Origin of the sequence: Corallococcus sp. AB049A, assembly GCF_003668885.1 — a bacterium.
GTDB lineage: Bacteria > Myxococcota > Myxococcia > Myxococcales > Myxococcaceae > Corallococcus > Corallococcus interemptor.
Genome location: NZ_RAWL01000056.1, coordinates 1 through 15,648, shown reverse-complemented (window position 1 = coordinate 15,648; position 15,648 = coordinate 1). Strand labels below are relative to the sequence as shown.

Annotated in this window: 14 protein-coding genes; 7 read left to right on the top strand and 7 right to left on the bottom strand. The window is 70.7% G+C overall.

Features of this window, described 5'->3' with window-relative positions; genetic code table 11:
• Window positions 1-2: 2 nt before the first annotated feature.
• The 4 genes from D7X55_RS08800 to D7X55_RS08785 all read left to right on the top strand — a co-directional run bounded on the left by D7X55_RS08800 (window position 3) and on the right by D7X55_RS08785 (window position 5,458).
• On the top strand, window positions 3-1,190 hold the full coding sequence (locus D7X55_RS08800; RefSeq protein ID WP_199746909.1) for an efflux RND transporter periplasmic adaptor subunit: 1,188 nt from the start codon (window positions 3-5) through the stop codon (window positions 1,188-1,190).
• The gene (locus D7X55_RS08795) at window positions 1,187-4,303 is read left to right on the top strand and encodes an efflux RND transporter permease subunit (protein ID WP_120547667.1); all 3,117 of its coding nucleotides are present in this window, start codon (window positions 1,187-1,189) and stop codon (window positions 4,301-4,303) included. The genes D7X55_RS08800 and D7X55_RS08795 overlap by 4 nt, the downstream gene beginning before the upstream one ends.
• A 59-nt stretch (window positions 4,304-4,362) precedes the next feature.
• Entirely contained in the window at window positions 4,363-4,881 is a 519-nt protein-coding gene (locus D7X55_RS08790; RefSeq protein WP_121722796.1) for a hypothetical protein, read from the top strand.
• Window positions 4,882-4,999: 118 nt separating this feature from the next.
• Entirely contained in the window at window positions 5,000-5,458 is a 459-nt protein-coding gene (locus D7X55_RS08785) for a DUF2267 domain-containing protein (protein ID WP_121722795.1), read from the top strand.
• 4 nt (window positions 5,459-5,462) lie between these two features.
• On the opposite strand, the gene D7X55_RS08780 is transcribed toward D7X55_RS08785, so the two are convergent.
• The gene (locus D7X55_RS08780) at window positions 5,463-6,284 is read right to left on the bottom strand and encodes an SDR family oxidoreductase (protein WP_199746908.1); all 822 of its coding nucleotides are present in this window, start codon (window positions 6,282-6,284) and stop codon (window positions 5,463-5,465) included.
• Window positions 6,277-7,791 carry an NAD(P)/FAD-dependent oxidoreductase gene (locus D7X55_RS08775; protein ID WP_121722794.1) on the bottom strand — a complete coding sequence of 505 codons (1,515 nt, stop codon included), beginning with the start codon at window positions 7,789-7,791 and terminating at the stop codon, window positions 6,277-6,279. The genes D7X55_RS08780 and D7X55_RS08775 overlap by 8 nt, the downstream gene beginning before the upstream one ends.
• A gap of 102 nt (window positions 7,792-7,893) precedes the next feature.
• Between D7X55_RS08775 and D7X55_RS08770 the strand changes: the two genes are divergently transcribed.
• On the top strand, window positions 7,894-8,490 hold the full coding sequence (locus D7X55_RS08770) for a TetR/AcrR family transcriptional regulator (RefSeq protein ID WP_121722793.1): 597 nt from the start codon (window positions 7,894-7,896) through the stop codon (window positions 8,488-8,490).
• A gap of 7 nt (window positions 8,491-8,497) precedes the next feature.
• Here the strand turns inward: D7X55_RS08770 and D7X55_RS08765 are convergent, their stop codons facing one another.
• Window positions 8,498-8,902, bottom strand: coding sequence for a GFA family protein (locus D7X55_RS08765; RefSeq protein ID WP_121722792.1), 405 nt, complete (start codon window positions 8,900-8,902; stop codon window positions 8,498-8,500).
• A gap of 63 nt (window positions 8,903-8,965) precedes the next feature.
• Between D7X55_RS08765 and D7X55_RS08760 the strand changes: the two genes are divergently transcribed.
• Both D7X55_RS08760 and D7X55_RS08755 read left to right on the top strand, forming a co-directional pair.
• A complete protein-coding gene (locus tag D7X55_RS08760) occupies window positions 8,966-9,556 on the top strand; it encodes an ATP-dependent Clp protease proteolytic subunit (protein ID WP_121722791.1) in 591 nt (196 codons plus the stop codon).
• Window positions 9,557-9,623: 67 nt separating this feature from the next.
• Window positions 9,624-10,493 (top strand): serine aminopeptidase domain-containing protein, encoded by an 870-nt coding sequence (locus tag D7X55_RS08755; RefSeq protein WP_120547660.1) that lies wholly within the window; start codon window positions 9,624-9,626, stop codon window positions 10,491-10,493.
• Between the two features lie 31 nt (window positions 10,494-10,524).
• On the opposite strand, the gene D7X55_RS08750 is transcribed toward D7X55_RS08755, so the two are convergent.
• The 4 genes from D7X55_RS08750 to nhaA form a co-directional block, all read right to left on the bottom strand.
• On the bottom strand, window positions 10,525-12,042 hold the full coding sequence (locus tag D7X55_RS08750) for a hypothetical protein (protein ID WP_121722790.1): 1,518 nt from the start codon (window positions 12,040-12,042) through the stop codon (window positions 10,525-10,527).
• A complete protein-coding gene (locus D7X55_RS08745) occupies window positions 12,042-12,509 on the bottom strand; it encodes a hypothetical protein (RefSeq protein ID WP_147442693.1) in 468 nt (155 codons plus the stop codon). Before D7X55_RS08745 ends, D7X55_RS08750 begins: the two co-directional genes overlap by 1 nt.
• 143 nt (window positions 12,510-12,652) lie before the next feature.
• Window positions 12,653-14,338, bottom strand: a complete 1,686-nt coding sequence (locus tag D7X55_RS08740; protein ID WP_120547658.1) for an AarF/ABC1/UbiB kinase family protein — start codon at window positions 14,336-14,338, stop codon at window positions 12,653-12,655.
• Window positions 14,335-15,645: a Na+/H+ antiporter NhaA gene (gene nhaA / locus D7X55_RS08735; RefSeq protein WP_121722810.1), complete on the bottom strand. Its 1,311-nt coding sequence runs from the start codon at window positions 15,643-15,645 to the stop codon at window positions 14,335-14,337. Before nhaA ends, D7X55_RS08740 begins: the two co-directional genes overlap by 4 nt.
• Window positions 15,646-15,648: the final 3 nt, after the last annotated feature.

Below are 15,648 nucleotides of genomic sequence, written 5' to 3'. Positions count from 1 at the left end.
CAATGCAACGCACTGGAGTGCTGGCCCTGTCGCTGGCCATGCTGTCCCTGGCCCCCGGCTGCAAGAAGGACGCGCCCGCGCAGGGCGGCAAGGGCGCGGGCCGGGGTCCCACCCAGTTCCCCGTGGAGGTCGCGGCCGTGGAGGCGCGCGACGTGGAGTACGCGGTCAGCGCCGTGGGCGCGGTGGAGGCCTTCGAGAGCGTGCAGATCACCGCGCGCGTGCCGGGCGCGCTGGAGAAGGTGTCCTTCGCGGAAGGGCAGGTCGTGAAGAAGGGCGACACGCTCGCGGAGATTGAACCCGCGCGCTACGCCATCGCCGTGCGCGCCGCGGAGGCCGCGCTGCAGAAGGCCCAGGCCGCGCTGGTGGAGGCCAAGGCCGGCGCCCAGCGCCGCGCGGAGGTCAACGCGCAGAGCCCGGGCCTCCTGCCCGCCGAACAGCTGGAGACGTACCAGGCCCGCGCCGCCACCGCCCAGGCGGACGTGGCCGCCGCGAAGGCCGCGTTGGATCAGGCGCAGCTCAACCAGCGCGACGCCTACGTGCGCGCGCCCATGGACGGCATCCTCCAGACGCGCACCGTGCAGACGGGCCAGTACGTGCAGCCGGGCGTGGTGCTGGCCACGCTGCTGCGCCGTGAGCCGCTGCTCCTGCGCTTCAACGTGCCCGCGGCGGACGTGACGCGGATCCAACCGGGGATGCCCGCGCGCTTCACGGTGCGCTCGGACGGCGGGCAGTACGAGGCGAAGATCACCTACGTGTCCGCGAGCGCGGACACGCAGAGCCGCATGGTGGCGGTGACCGCGGAGGTGACGGGCGACGCCGCGCAGAAGCTGCGGCCGGGCGCCTTCGCCACGGTGAGCGTGCCGGTGGATTCGCGCGGGGACAGCCCGGTGATTCCGCAGACGGCCATCCGCCCCAGCGAGCGCGGCTTCCTGGCGTTCGTGGTGACGGACAACAAGGCGCGCGAGCGCATCCTGGAGCTGGGGCTGCGCACGCCGGACGGGCGGGTGGAGGTGAAGGAGGGTCTCAAGCCCGGCGAGACGCTGGTGGTGCGCGGCGCGGAGGCCCTGCGCGACGGGGTGGCCGTGCGCATCGAGCAGGAGCGCCCGAAGCCGAAGGTGGTTGGCGAGCAGCCCCCGGCCGAGGCCCGCGGTGAGCCGAACGCGAAGACGGGCGCGGAGGGCCGTCCATGAGCATCACCGACGTCTGCATCAAGAAGCCGGTGTTCGCCTGGATGATCATGGCGGCGACCATCATCTTCGGACTGGTGGCGGCCCAGCGCATCGGCATCAGCCAGTTCCCGGACGTGGACTTCCCCACCATCAACATCTCCGTGTCGTGGGAGGGCGCCAACCCGGAGGCGGTGGAGTCGGACGTCGTCGAGTTCATTGAAGAAGCCGTGACGCAGGTGGAGGGCGTCAAGAGCATCACGTCCTCCGCGCGCCAGGGCAGCGCCAACATCACGGTGGAGCTGGACCTGTCGCGCAACGTGGACCTGGCGCTGCAGGACGTGCAGACCAAGGTGAGCCAGGCCCAGCGCCGGCTGCCGCTGGACATCGATCCGCCCGTCGTCTCCAAGTCCAACCCGGAGGACCAGCCCATCATGTGGCTGGGCGTGGCCGGGCCGTTCTCCCAGCAGGTGGTGAGCGACTTCGCGCGCTACCGCGTGAAGGAGCGCCTGCAGACGGTGCCGGGCGTGGGCGAGGTCATCCTGGGCGGCCTGCTGGAGCGCAACGTGCGCATCTGGGTGGACGCGCAGAAGCTGGACGCGCACGGGCTCACCGTGACGGACCTCATCGCCGCGCTCCAGCGCGAGCACGTGGAGCTGCCCGCAGGCCGCATCGAGACGCAGGGGCGCGAGGTCAACGTCCGCTTCATGGGCGAGGCGCTGGACCTGGAGACGCTGGCGAACGTGGCGGTGCGCGAGGAGAACGGGCGCACGGTGTACCTGCACGACGTGGCCATCGTGGAGGACGGCTTCGAGGACGAGCGCCGCCTGGCGCGCGTGAACGGCGAGCCGGCCCAGGCCATGGGCATCAAGAAGCAGCGCGGCGCCAACGCGGTGGCGGTGGCCCAGGCGGTGCGCGAGCAGCTGGCGCAGCTCCAGAAGGAGCTGCCCGAGGGCATGAGCGCGAGCATCAACTTCGACTCGACGCAGTTCATCGAGGAGAGCGTGCACGAGATTGAGTTCGAGCTGTTGCTCGCGTGCATCCTCACCGCGTTCGTGTGCTGGGTGTTCCTGGGTTCGCTTTCCAGCACGCTCAACGTCGTGCTCGCCATCCCCATGTCGCTGTTGGGGACGGTGGCGGTCATCTACTTCCTGGGCTTCACGCTCAACACGTTCACGCTGCTGGGCCTGGCTTTGGCGGTGGGCATCGTGGTGGACGACGCCATCATGGTGCTGGAGAACATCTTCCGGCACGCGGAGGAGGGGAAGGACCGGGTGAGCGCCGCGCGGGAAGGCACGGCGGAGATCACCTTCGCGGCGCTGGCGGCGACGCTGGCGGTGGTGGCCATCTTCCTGCCCGTCGTCTTCATGAAGGGCATCATCGGCCGGTTCTTCCTCCAGTTCGGCGTCACGCTGTGCGTGGCGGTGCTCCTGTCCTACGTGGAGGCCATCACCCTGGCGCCCGCGAGATGCGCGCAGCTGCTCAAGACGTCGCGCGAGCACCGCAGCCGCATTGGCGTGGTGGTGGACAAGGCCTTCTCCAAGCTGGAGGCGCTGTACGCGCGAGCGCTGGGCTGGGGGCTGGTGCGGCCCTGGCGCGTGCTGCTGGCGGCGGTGGCGATGCTCATCCTGAGCGCGTTCGCGTTCAAGGCGCTGCCGGGCGAGTTCGTCCCTTCGCAGGACCAGGGCCGCATGTCCGTGCGCCTGCAGACGGCGGTGGGCAGCAGCCTGCAGGAGACCAACCGCCTCTTCAAGCGCGCGGAGGCGTTCGTCGCCAGCCGTCCGGAGGTGACGCGCGTGTTCGTGGTGGTGGGCGGTGGCGGCAGCGGGTCCGCGGTGAACTCCGGCAACATGAACCTGACGCTGGTGCCGACGGACCAGCGCATGCCGCAGGCGGAGTTCGCGCAGGTGCTGCGCAAGGAGCTCAACAGCTACCCGGGCCTGCGCGCGGTGGTGCAGGACCTGTCCCAGGCGGGCTTCACCGCGCAGCGCGGCTTCCCGGTGGAGTTCAGCGTGCGCGGGTCGGACTGGGACAAGCTGGTGGAGGCGAGCCAGTCGCTGCGCGAGGAACTCCTGGCGTCCGGCAAGGTGGTGGACCTGGACACGGACTACCAGCTGGGCCAGCCGGAGCTGCGCATCACCCCGGACCGCGCCCGCGCGGCGGACCTGGGCGTGCCCATCCAGGCGGTGGCGTCCACGGTGAACGCGCTGGTGGGCGGCGTGCGCGTGGGCAAGTACAGCAGCGGCGGGCGGCGCATCGACGTGCGCATGCGGCTGCTGGCGAGCCAGCGCTCGCGGCCGGAGGACCTGTCGCTGTTGAAGGTCCGCACGGCGAACAACATGCTGGTGCCGCTGTCGTCGCTGGTGACGCAGGAGGAGCTGCCCGCGCTGCAGGCCATCACCCGCCGCGACCGTGAGCGCGCCATCAGCCTCTTCGCCAACGTGGCGCCGGGGTCCAATCAGGAGGAGGCGCTGGCCACGGTGGAGTCCCTGGGCAAGGACCTGCCCGGCGGCATCCGCGTGGTGGCGGGCGGCGCGAGCGTGGCGTTCCGCGACTCGATGAGCAGCCTCATCTTCGCGCTCTTCCTGGGCATCGCCGTCGCGTACATGGTGCTGGGCGCGCAGTTCAATTCGTTCCTGCACCCGGTGACGGTGCTGACGATTCTTCCCTTGTCGGTGGCGGGCGCGTCGTTCGCGCTGCTCGTCACGGGGCACACGCTGAACATCTTCAGCATGATTGGCCTGCTGCTGTTGATGGGCATCGTGAAGAAGAACTCCATCATCCTGGTGGACTACGCGCTCCAGCAGCGCGAGCAGGGCGCGGACGCGATGCAGGCCATGCTGCGCGCGGGCCCGGTGCGCCTGCGGCCCATCCTGATGACGTCCATGGCGACGATGATGGCCGCGGTGCCGGCGGCGCTGGCCCTGGGCGCGGGCAGCGAGACGCGCGCGCCCATGTCCGTCGCGGTGCTGGGCGGCCTGTCCGTGTCCACCGTCCTGAGCCTCCTGGTGGTGCCCGCGTTCTACGTCGTCGCGGACCGCATCAAGACGCGGCTGGGGAACCGGCTCAGCAAGGGGAAGGGCGGGGACGACTCGCACTCCGTCCCCGAGGAGCCCCGGCCGGTGCCGCACGGTTAGAAGGAGCCGGTCAGGTTCCTGGACGCCTGGCGTCCTTCCGCGCCACTCGGGAGGACGCCATGGGCGACCCACGCAATCCAAAGCGGGCGGAAGAGGCCTGGAACGCGGAACGCCTTCGTATCTCGGAGGCGGAGCTGCGGGCCCTGGCGCCGCTCGTCACCTTCTCCGGCGGCTGGGCCTGGCACTTCATGGCCCCACCGCATGAAGAGCTGAAGATCGATCACGACCACAAGGACGTGGACCTCTTCGTCGCGCCGGAGCGCTTCGCGGAGCTGGTGCAACTGCTCACCACGCGGGGCTTCGCGCGCATCTGGACGCGCTTCGACGCGACGTCCACGAACTTCTACCGGTACGCGAAGTACCTGGAGGGCGCGAAGGTCATCCTGGACGTGTTCGTCCGGAACGTGCCGTGCGTCCAGGTGGGCGAGCTGCGCGTCGTGGATCCCGCCACGCTGCTGACGTTCTATGGCGACATCCACAGCACGGATGACTGCGTGTCCGTGCTCGCGGCCCGGACGCTGCTCTCGCGGGGCATCAGCCCCATTGGACGCAAGGAGCTCGTCACCCGGCCCCGGTGACGGTGGCCCGGCCGCTCGCGCCCCCGGCGCCGCTGGACGATGCAGGGGCCCTGGCACATGCGCAGCGTCTCCGGAGCACGGTCCCGTGAAGGGGCCCTGAACCTTCGGAGACGCTGCCATGGCCTCGCAAGTTCCTCCCGACACCCACGCCGTCCCCGTGAAGGAGCGCGACGAATCGCTCGAGCTCCAGCCGTTCCTGGATGAAATCCAGGGCGACGCGGTCATGCACACCCAGGGCCTGGAGGCCCGCGAGGCCGCGAGCGCGGTGTTCTGCTCGCTCGCCCGGCGGCTGTCGGACGGCGAGGACGTGAAGCTCTACCGCGCGCTGCCCGGAGGCATTGGCGCCATCCTGGGTGCCTGCTCGGTGCACCGGGGGCCCTCGCGCGCGAAGCGCATTGGTCGCGACGAGTTCATCACCGACGTGGCGGACCACCTGAACATCAAGCCCGACCAGGCCTTCCGCGTCGTCACCGCGGTGTTCACCGCCGTGCGAGACCGCATCCCCGAGGACGAGGTCGCCGCCGTGGCGTCGCAGCTGCCCGCCGACCTGGGCGACCTCTTCCGCAGACCTGTGTGACGGCTCAGGCGCGCAGGCGCGGGCCGATCAGCTTCCAGTACGTCACGGGGAAGACGCGGGCGAGCATCGCCAGCGCCACGGCGTCCTTACCCACCAGGATGCGCTGCTCGCGGTTCTCCACGCCTTTCACGATGATGTCGCCCGCGACGTCGGCTGGGAGCCGCAGCATCTTCTGGAAGGACTTGCGGCGGCGGGTGACCTCCTCGGCCGTTGCTCCGGTGGGGACCCGGGCGCTCGCGGCGATGGAGGTCGCGACGCCGCCCGGGTGCACCACCGTGACGCCCACCGTGGTGCCCTCCAGCTCGTGGCGCAGCCCTTCGGAGAAGCCTCGCACGGCGAACTTGCTGGCCGCGTAGGCCACCTGGCCCGGCGGGGCCACCAGGCCGAAGACGCTGGAGAGGTTCACCAGCCGCGCGTCGTCACTCTTGCGGAGCAGTGGCAGGAAGGCGCGGCTCAGGCGCACCACGCCCCAGAAGTTGATGTTGAACAGCCACTCGAAGTCCTCGGCGCTCACCTGTTCGAAGGTGCCTCCGAGCGCCACGCCCGCGTTGTTGAAGAGCAGGTCGACCCCGGGATGCTCCGCCGTCACCTGCGCCGGGAAGGCCTCCACCGCGTCCTTGTCCGACACGTCGAGCCGGTGCCGGCTGATGCGCACCTCCGGCGCGCGCGCCAGGTCCGCGGTCTCCGCGAGCCCGGCCTCGTTCACGTCCGCCAGCGCGAGGTGACAGCCCTTGCGCGCGAGACTGACCGCGATGGCCCGGCCGATGCCGCTCGCCGCGCCCGTGACGACCGCCGTCCTGCCTTGAAGCCGCATGTGCTCAGCCACGGGCCACCTCCGCAAGCAGCGCCCGCGGTGACTCGGGGCGCCGGAACTCCATCGCTTCGTCGTCCACGCGGCCGTAGCGCATCATCACCAGGTCGCGCACGTAGTTCTGGTACAGGCGCCACGGGGCGCGCGTGCCTTGTCTGGGCAGCGAGTCCAGCGCGCGCTGCACGTACCCGGAGCTGAAGTCGAGCACCGGCTCCGGCGTCATCGCCGGACCCGTCACCCGGGGCACGCATTGCGTGTAGCCGTGCTGCTTCATGTGGTTGAGCAGCCGGCAGGTGTACTCGGCCACCAGGTCGCACTTCAGGGTCCACGACGCGTTGGTGTACCCGAAGGCCGCGACGAGGTTGGGCACGTCGCTGAACATCATTCCCTTGTACGCCAGCGTCCGCGCCAGCTGGATGGGATTGCCGTCCACGCTCAGCGCCAGGCCGCTGAGGATCTTCACGTTCAGCCCCGTGGCGGTGACGATGACGTCCGCGTCCACGTGCGCGCCCGAGCGCAGCTTCAGGCCCGTCTCGGTGAAGGACTCGATGTGGTCCGTCACCATGGAGGCGCGCCCCTCGCGGAGGGCGCGGAAGAGGTCGCCGTCCGGGGCCACGCACAGCCGTTCGTCCCACGGGTTGTAGCGGGGCGCGAAGTGCGTATCGACGTCGTACGTCTTGCCGAGCGCGCGCCGTACGCCCAGGCGCAGGAGCCACTTGAACAGTCCCGGCCGGCTGCGCGCGAGGCCGTAGAGGAGCATGCCACGCAGGACGTTCTTCCAGCGTGAGACCGCGTAGGCCGCGCGCCGGGGGAGGACGCGCCGCAACGCCCGGGCGACGCTGTCCTCGGCCGGCTGATCCGCGATGTACGTGGGCGAGCGCTGCAACATCGTGACGTGCGCGGCGCGCTCCGCCATCGCGGGGACCAGCGTCACCGCCGTGGCGCCGCTGCCGATGACGACCACGCGCTTGCCGCCGTAGTCCAGGTCCTCGGGCCAGTGCTGCGGGTGCACGACGCGGCCCTGGAAGCGCTCCGTGCCGGGCCACGTGGGCGTGTAGCCGCTCGCGTAGTCGTAGTAGCCGGTGCAGGCGTAGAGGAAGCCGCACGTCATGCGGAGCGGGGCGCGCTCCGGGCCCACCTCCACGTCCACGGTCCAGCGCGAGTGCTCCGAGGACCACTCGGCCCGCGTCACGCGGTGGTGGTAGCGGATCCGCTGATCAATCCCGTACTCCGCCGCGGTCTCCTCGATGTACGCCTTGATGGACGCCCCATCCGCGATGGCCTTGCCCCCCAGCCACGGCCGGAACCGGTAGCCCAGCGTGTACATGTCCGAGTCCGAGCGGATGCCCGGGTAGCGGAACAAATCCCACGTGCCACCCATGGCCCCGCGCCCCTCCAGGATGGCGTAGCTCAGGGTGGGGCAGCGCGTCTGCAGGTGGTACGCGGCGCCAATGCCCGACAGGCCCGCGCCGATGATCAACACGTCGACGTGCGAGGGTGGCTCGGCGGAGGACAGCGGCATCTCGGGACTCCTCGTGGTACAGGAAGGTACCCAGCCCATGCGTCTGTTGATGAGAGGTAGCAGTGGCGTCTGGTACGGTCAAGTACCAGCCCGAGGAACCCCATGACGTCGCCTTCCGAGCAAGCAGGAGAGTCCCCCCGGGAGCGGCTCGTGGCGGGCCTGGCGCAGGCCATCGTGGAGGTGGGCTACGCGCGGCTGACCATCGCGGACATCGTGCGGCACGCGCGCGTGTCGAAGCGCACGTTCTACGAGCACTTCGAGGACAAGGAGGCGTGCCTGCTGGCGCTCTACGCGGCGCAGAGCGCGCGGCTGCTGAAGGAGATTGAAGCGGCCATCCAGCACGCGCCGCCCGGGGAGATGCGGGCCAGCATCGGCGCGGCCGTGTACCTGTCCAGCCTCCAGAGCCGGCCGGGGCTCGTGCGGACGCTGCTCGTGGAGATACTGCACGTCGGGCCGAAGGGCATCGAGCTGCGCCGCCAGGTGATGCGCGGCTTCGCGGAGTTGATGCGGCGGGAGTTCGACGCGGCGGGCTCCGGGGCCGCGCTGTCGCCCGCCATCGCCATGGCGCTCGTGGGCGGCATCAACGAGCTCATCCTGGAAGCCGCGGAGGAGGACCGCGTGGACCGGCTGTCGGAGCTGGCCGGTCCGGTGGCGGCGTTCGTGCGGGGACTGTTGGATGCACGGCCTCCCGCGAAGTGAACGGCGCTCAGTCCATGTGCTCCATCGGGGTGCCCCGGGGCACGGCCCAGGCATGACTCCGTTCTTCCCAGACGGAGAAGACGGGGGCGGGGAACTTCGGATCCGCGAAGGTGCCCACGGTGATGGCGATGACGTCCGGGTCGTTCGAGAGCGCGTAGTAGACCGTCGAGCCGCACTCCGGACAGAAGTGGAAGTGGGCGGCGTTGCCGCTCTCGTCGCCCTTGCGCGTGAACGTCGTGGAGCGGCCCTCGATGAGGGTGATGTCCTCGCGCCGGAAGCGGGCCTGCACGCCGTACACGCTGCCGGTGCGCTGCTGGCAGGCGAGGCAGTGGCACATGGAGATGCGGATGGGCTCTCCCTTGCACTCCACCCGGAGCTGACCGCAGGTACACGATGCTCGACGCTGGGACACGGGAGGCCTCCTGGAAGGGGAGGGCAGTGTGTCACCATCGCCGCACCTTGCCGAGAGGACGCAATGCCCTGGTGGAACCCCTTCCGGAAGACCGGCGCGAAGGACGCACGCGAGCCCGCCAACACCTCGCAAGCGATTCATGAGCGCTTGCTCCGGGACCGGATTGTCATGATCGGGGTGCCCATCGACGACGAGGTGGCCAGCCTCGCTGTCGCGCAGTTGCTCTTCCTCGAGAGCGAGAGCCCCACGCAGGAGATCCGCCTCTTCATCAACTCACCCGGCGGCTCGGTGACGGCGACGTTCGCCATCTGCGACACGGTGGAGTACGTGAAGTCGCCGGTCGCCACCATCTGCGTTGGCGAGTGCTCCGGGTCGGCCGCGCTGCTCATGGCGCTGGGCGCGAAGGGCCAGCGGTTCGCCATGAGGGAGAGCCAATTCATGCTCACGCCCCTGACTGGCGGCGCGGGCACGACGCCTGAGTCAAGGCCCATCATCGAACGCATGCGCCACGACCTCATCACGCGCCTGGCACGCGCCACCGGTCAGCCCGCGGAGCAGGTGCGGCGGGATTGCGAGGCGAAGCGGACCCTGAGCGCCGAGGAGGCGGTGCGCTACGGGCTGGTGGACCAGCTCATGGACCGGCGGCCGGCCTGACGCCGAAGGCCCCCCTGTTTCCAACTTGCCCCGGATGTTTTCGCAGCCTAAGCACTCCGCGACGACCATGGCCCGAACAACGCCGCACCCGATTCATTGCGCGGATGGCTTCGAGTTGCAGGCCACGCTGCACATGCCGGAAGGGCCCGTCCGGGGCGTGGTGCTGGTGCATCCGGCCACCGCCATGCCGGAGCAGATGTATTTCGCGTTCGCCTCGCGCCTGACGGACGAAGGCTTCGCGGCGGTGACCTACAACTACCGGGGCGTGCAGCCCGCGGGCGCCGCGCGGCGGACGCACGCCGGGTTCCTCACCTGGGCGGACCAGGACGTGGACGCGGTGACCCGCTGGGCGGCGGACCGGTATCCGGGGCTGCCGGTGATGGCCGTGGGCCACAGCTTCGGAGGCCACGCCATCGCGCTGAGCGAGAGCAGCCAGCGCCTCACCGCCGCGGTGATGGTGGCGTCCCAGGCCGGGAGCCTGCGCTTCATCCGGCACTGGCGGGAGCGGCTGCTCGTCACCCTGTACCTGAAGCTCATCGGGCCGCTCTGCGCGCGGTTCCTGGGCTACATGCCCTATGCGCGCCTGGGGCTGGGGGAGGACGTGCCCGCCCAGACAATCCTGGAGTGGAGCCGGTGGACGTCCCTGCCGCGCTTCTACTTCGACGATCCCCAACTGGACGCCGTGGGCCGCTTCGGCCGGCTGCGCATGCCGGTGCTGGCCATCGGCCTGGACGACGACCCCTGGGCACCGCCGGAGGCCATCGACCTGGTCTGCGAGCACCTCACCGGGTGCACCGTGGAGCGCCGGCAGTTGTCACCCAAGGACAGCGCCGGCCAGGGCATCGCCCACCTGGGCTTCTTCCGGGAACACCACGCCGCCACGCTCTGGCCCCGGGTGGTGGACTGGCTGAGCCGCCACGCGCCGATCCGTGCCTGACACACGGACCGGCGGGGTGCCGCGCTCTTCGCTAGTAGCGGAAGCCCAGCTGGAGCGACAGGCCGGGGTACTGATCCACGGCGCCACCGGCGACGTACGGATCGCCCGGCTCCGGGTTGAACTTGAAGAAGTAGCGGCGCAGGTCCGCCTCCAGCCTCACGTCCAGGATGCTGTTGAGCCGGTACGCCAGCGTCGCGCTGCCCGTGACGGCCCCCGCCGACATGCGCGGGAACCACGCGTCCGTGGACAGCTCTCCCGAGTCCAGCGGGTGCTGGTACCCGAGGCGGAAGTTGAAGTCGAACTTCTCCGACAGCGCCGCCCGCACACCCAGGCCCAGGCCCGCCGTCTTGTACTCCACGTTGGGCAGGTCCAAAGGCCGCTCGCCATCCACCGCGTCGATGCGGAACGTGTTCATCCCGTACGTGCCGGTGATCTCGAAGCCGTGGCGCTGCGCCTCGCCGAACGGAATCACGTAGCGCAGGCCCGCCTGCCACTCGCGCGCCGTGGTGGGGTAGGAGACCTCGCCCGACGAGCCCGTGGACTTCAGGCCGAAGGACTGATCAATCGAGCCCGTGATGCCCAGCCGCGCCAGCGCTCCCTTCTGGAAGGCCGCGAGCGGATAGAGCGTCACGTCGCCCGCCACCTGCGGCGCCCCCGGTAGCGCGAAGCCGCCCACGTCCGGGCCCAGCGTGTACGGCCGCAACACGCCGAACACGTCGTCCTTGTAGCGCAGCGACCGGCCCAACAGCTTCACGCCCAGCGCACCCTCCACGATGGGCGCGGAAGCGACAGCCGACTCCGTGACGGACGGCTCGTCCTCGCGCACCGGGGCCTTGTCCTCCTTGGGCTTCGCGGCCACCGGCTTGCGGATGGGCTCCGGGTCCGGCGTCTTGGGCGCGGGCGCCGGGGCCGGCGTCTCCGCGATGGGCGCCGCGGGCTTCACCGCCGGCTCCGGCTCCACCGGCGTGGGCGGCTGCGGAGGCGCCACCGGGGCGGCCTCCGGCGCGGTCGACTTCTGCAGGCCGCGCTCCAGCGCCGTCCACTGACGCTTCACCGCCACGGGCACCAGCTTCGCCGTGGCGGGCTTCGCGGCGGGAGGTGACGCCAGCGCCTTGCCGTCCTTGCCGTTGCGCACGGTGAGGCGCACCTGCTGCTTCTTGCCCACCGTGGACGTGTCCGCCACCACCACGGCGCTCAGGCCCAGCTCGCTCGCCACCGCGGCGGCGCCAGCGGGCTGCGTCGGATCCCGGCCCAGGCGCGACGCGGCGGCGCGCACCGCGGACTCGGGCACGATTTCGTACCGGGCCGGACGGCGGGCCAGCTCCGCCTCCAGCACGTCGCGCGCGGCGTCCGCGTGCGGACCGGAGGCGAGCACCGCCACGCGGCGCGCCTCCGTCACCTTCGAGGCCTTGGACGAGGCCTTGGACTTCTTCGACGCGGACTGCGCCGTCTTCGCGGCCGCCTTCTTCGGCGCGGCGTACGCGGCGGGAGCCAGCAGCAGGGCCGCGCCCAGCAAGGCCGCGGCGGAGGCGTATCGGGTGCGGGTCATCACGGGGAGCCCGGCTTTCCGGCGACCAGCCACTCGGTGAGGCACGCGGTGTCCGCGGCGCTCAGCGACCCGCCCAGCGGCATCTGCGAGCCGCAGCCCGGCGACGGCGCCAGCTTCTTCAGGAAGAAGGACTGGGACGGATTGCTGCTGTCCGCCAGCGGCGCCTGGTTGCAAGTCGAATTGGTGGTGTAGAGCCGCCCGGGGAGGCCGGCCGCCTGCAGGTCCAGGTTCCCGCCTGATGCCTTGGTCTCCGTGGAGTGGCAGGCGAAGCACTGCTGCTGGAGGACGCTCGAGGCGGTGGTGCCCGGCGCGCAGGAGCTGGAGCCCCCGCCGGTGAAGCGCTCGGGGTCATCTAGCCCGCCAGCGCAGCCGGCGGTGGTGGCGAGGAGCGCGGCCGCGAACAGCGTGGCCAGCGGGGCGCGGTACGGACGACGGGCGGCGGATGGGTTCGCGAACAAGTCGAGCACGGGGGGCAAGAGGGGAACGAACAGGCCCCGCAGATTACCCGGCCCATGCGGGACTGTGCACCCCTCAACGGATCCGTTCTCACCCCTGTGACACGCGCTCCCCATGCCCGCCTGCTCGTCACGGGGTGGGCGGGTGTCACACCCTACCTGCGCTTCTTGAGGAAGCGGGTCACGCTGACCTTCCCGAAGCGGCCGCCGAACAGGTACCAGGTGAGCACCGCGCCGAAGAGGGCCGCCGCCAGCGCGATGCCGACGATGCCCAGCACCGGCGTGTTTCCGTACATGGGCGGCCGGGGCGCGAAGGCGATGAAGGCGCCCACGATGAAGCCGCACGCGCACAGGCCCAGGAAGGCGATGACGGCCACGCTGCGCAGGTTCTCGTTGAGCTTGTCGAACTGCTCCGCGCGCACCGTGACGCTGAACTTGCCCGTCTCCAGGTCCAACAAAATCTGCGACAGCTGCGTGGGCAGGTCCTGCGCCATGGACTGGAAGCGCAACAGCGTGCGCATCAGGCCGCCCTGCAGCTGCGTGGGGTCGTAGCGGCCCGCCATCAGCTCCTTGGCGTACGGCAGCGCCACCTCCAGGATGTTCAGCTCCGGGTAGAGCCCGCGCAGCATGCCCTCCGTGGAGATGGAGGCGCGCGACAGCAGCGCGTACTCCTTGGGGATGCGGATGCGGTACTTCACGGCCAGGTCCAACAGGTCGCGCAGGAGCGTGCGCGCGTCCACCTGGCCCAGCGTGGTGGGCAGGTGCTGGCCGAGGATGGACTCGATGTCGTTGCGGAAGCCCATCAGGTTGGCGCGCGCGTCCGGCACGCCCACGCGGTAGAGGATGCGCGCCACGGAGTCGCTGTCCTTGAGCGCGACCGCCAGGCACAGCATCACCAGCGTCTCCTGCATGGGGCGGGTGAGCCGGCCCACCACGCCGAAGTCCAGGAGCGCCAGCCGGTTGCCCTCCATGAGCAGCACGTTGCCGGGGTGCGGGTCGCCGTGGAACAGCCCGTCGTCGAAGAGCTGCCGGAAGCTGGCCTCCAGGATGTGCTGGGCAATCTGCTTGCGGTCCGGCTCCGCCAGGGCGGCGGGGTTGATCTTCTCCCCGCGGATGAACTCCATGGTGAGCACGGTGCGGCTGGAGAGCGCCGCGTGCACGCGCGGAATCTTGAGGTACGGGCGGTCCTTGTGGTTCTCCAGGAACGCGCGGATGTTGGTGGCCTCGTTGATGAAGTCCAGCTCCTCGTGGATGGCCCGGTCGAACTCGTCCACGATGCCGGACGGCGTGTAGATGCCCGTCTCCTCCACCACGGCTTCCAGCAGGCGCGCCAGCGAGCGCAGCACGCCCAGGTCCGCGTCGATGCGCTGGGCGATGCCGGGGCGCTGCACCTTGATGACGACCTCCTCGCCCTCCAGCGTCACCGCGCGGTGCACCTGCGCGATGGACGCGGCGGCGAGCGGCTCCGGATCCACCTGGGCGAACAACTCCTGCACCTCCTTGCCCAGCGCGTCGCGGATCTGCGCGTGGACGTCCTCCAGCGGGATGGCCTCCACGTTGTCCTGGAGCGTGGCCAGCTCGTCCACGAACTCCGCGGGCAGCAGGTCCGCGCGGGTGGAGAGCACCTGGCCCAGCTTGATGAACGTGGGGCCCAGCTCCGCCAGGAAGAGGCGGAAGCGGCGCGCGGTGGACTCGCGGCGGGCCTCCTCGGAGACCTCCACCTTCTCCTTGCGGCCGCCGAGCAGGCGCCAGACGCCCGCGCGCTCGGTCACCTCGCCGAAGCCGTGACGGGCCGCGATGAGGGCAATCTGCCGGATGCGGTTGAGGTCCTGGAGGTTCATGACGGGGTCTGGAGGGCAGCCTGTGGCGGACGGGCCACGTAGCGCAAGAGGACGTAGCCCACGACGGCGGACAGCAACGATCCCGTGAGGATGCCCAGCTTCGCCTCCGCCAGCAGGGCGGGCTCGTTCGCGAAGGCGAGCCCCGCCACGAAGAGGGCCACCGTGAAGCCGATGCCGGCCACCACCGACACCCCGTGCACCTGGGCGACGCCCGCGCCCGTGGGCAGCGGCGACACGCCCGTCTTCACCGCCGCGAGCGTGAAGAGGAAGATGCCCACCTGCTTGCCCACGAAGAGGCCCACGATGATGCCCAGGGGCAGGGGCTTGAGCAGGTCCGCCAGGGACATGGCGGACACGTCCACGCCGGAGTTGGCCAGCGCGAACAGGGGCACGATGCCGTAGGCCACGTAGCCGTGCCACAGGTGCACGAAGCGGTTGAGCGGCGGCTCGATGTCCTCCAGCGCCTCCTCGATGTGGAGCAGCTGCGCGCCGCGCGCGCTCTCATCGTCCGGCCGGGACACCAGCTCCCGGATGTACTCCGCCAGCTCCTCCAGCACCTCGCGCCCGGAGCGCGTGGGCAGGGCAGGGATGGCCAGCCCCAGCACCACGCCGGACAGGGTGGCGTGGATGCCGCCGTGGTGCATGGCGTACCAGAGCGCCGCGCCCACGACGGCGTAGGCCAGGCCGTTGCGCACGTAGAAGCGGTTGAGCCCCCAGAGCACCGCGACCAGGCCCCCGGCCACCGCGAGCCATTCGACGTGCAGGCCCGTGCCGTAGAAGAGCGCGATGACGAGGATGCCGCCGATGTCGTCGAAGATGGCGAGCGCGGTGAGGAACACCACCAGCCCCTGGCCCACGCGCGCCTTCACCAGCGTGAGGCACCCGATGGCGAACGCGATGTCGGTGGCCATGGGGATGGCCCAGCCGCCCTGCGCGGGCGTGCCGTGGGTGAACGCGAGGTACAGCCCCGCGGGCACCACCATGCCGCCCAGCGCGGCGATGAGCGGCAGGAGCGCGCGGGAGAAGGAGCGCAGCTCACCCGCGGCCAGCTCGCGCTTGATCTCCATCCCCACGAGGAAGAAGAAGAGCGTCATCAGGCCGTCGTTGATGAGCTCGCGGAAGGTGAAGGCGCCGCCGTGGCCCACCACCTCCAGGTGCAGGGGCGCGTCGAAGACGGCGGCGTAGGTGCTCCCCCAGGGGGAGTTGGCCCACACGAGCGCGGCCACCGCGCAGAGCGCCAGGAGGATGCCGCTGCTGGCCTCCAGGCGGAAGAACGCCTGCACGGGGGCCAGGGCCACCTTGAACAGGGC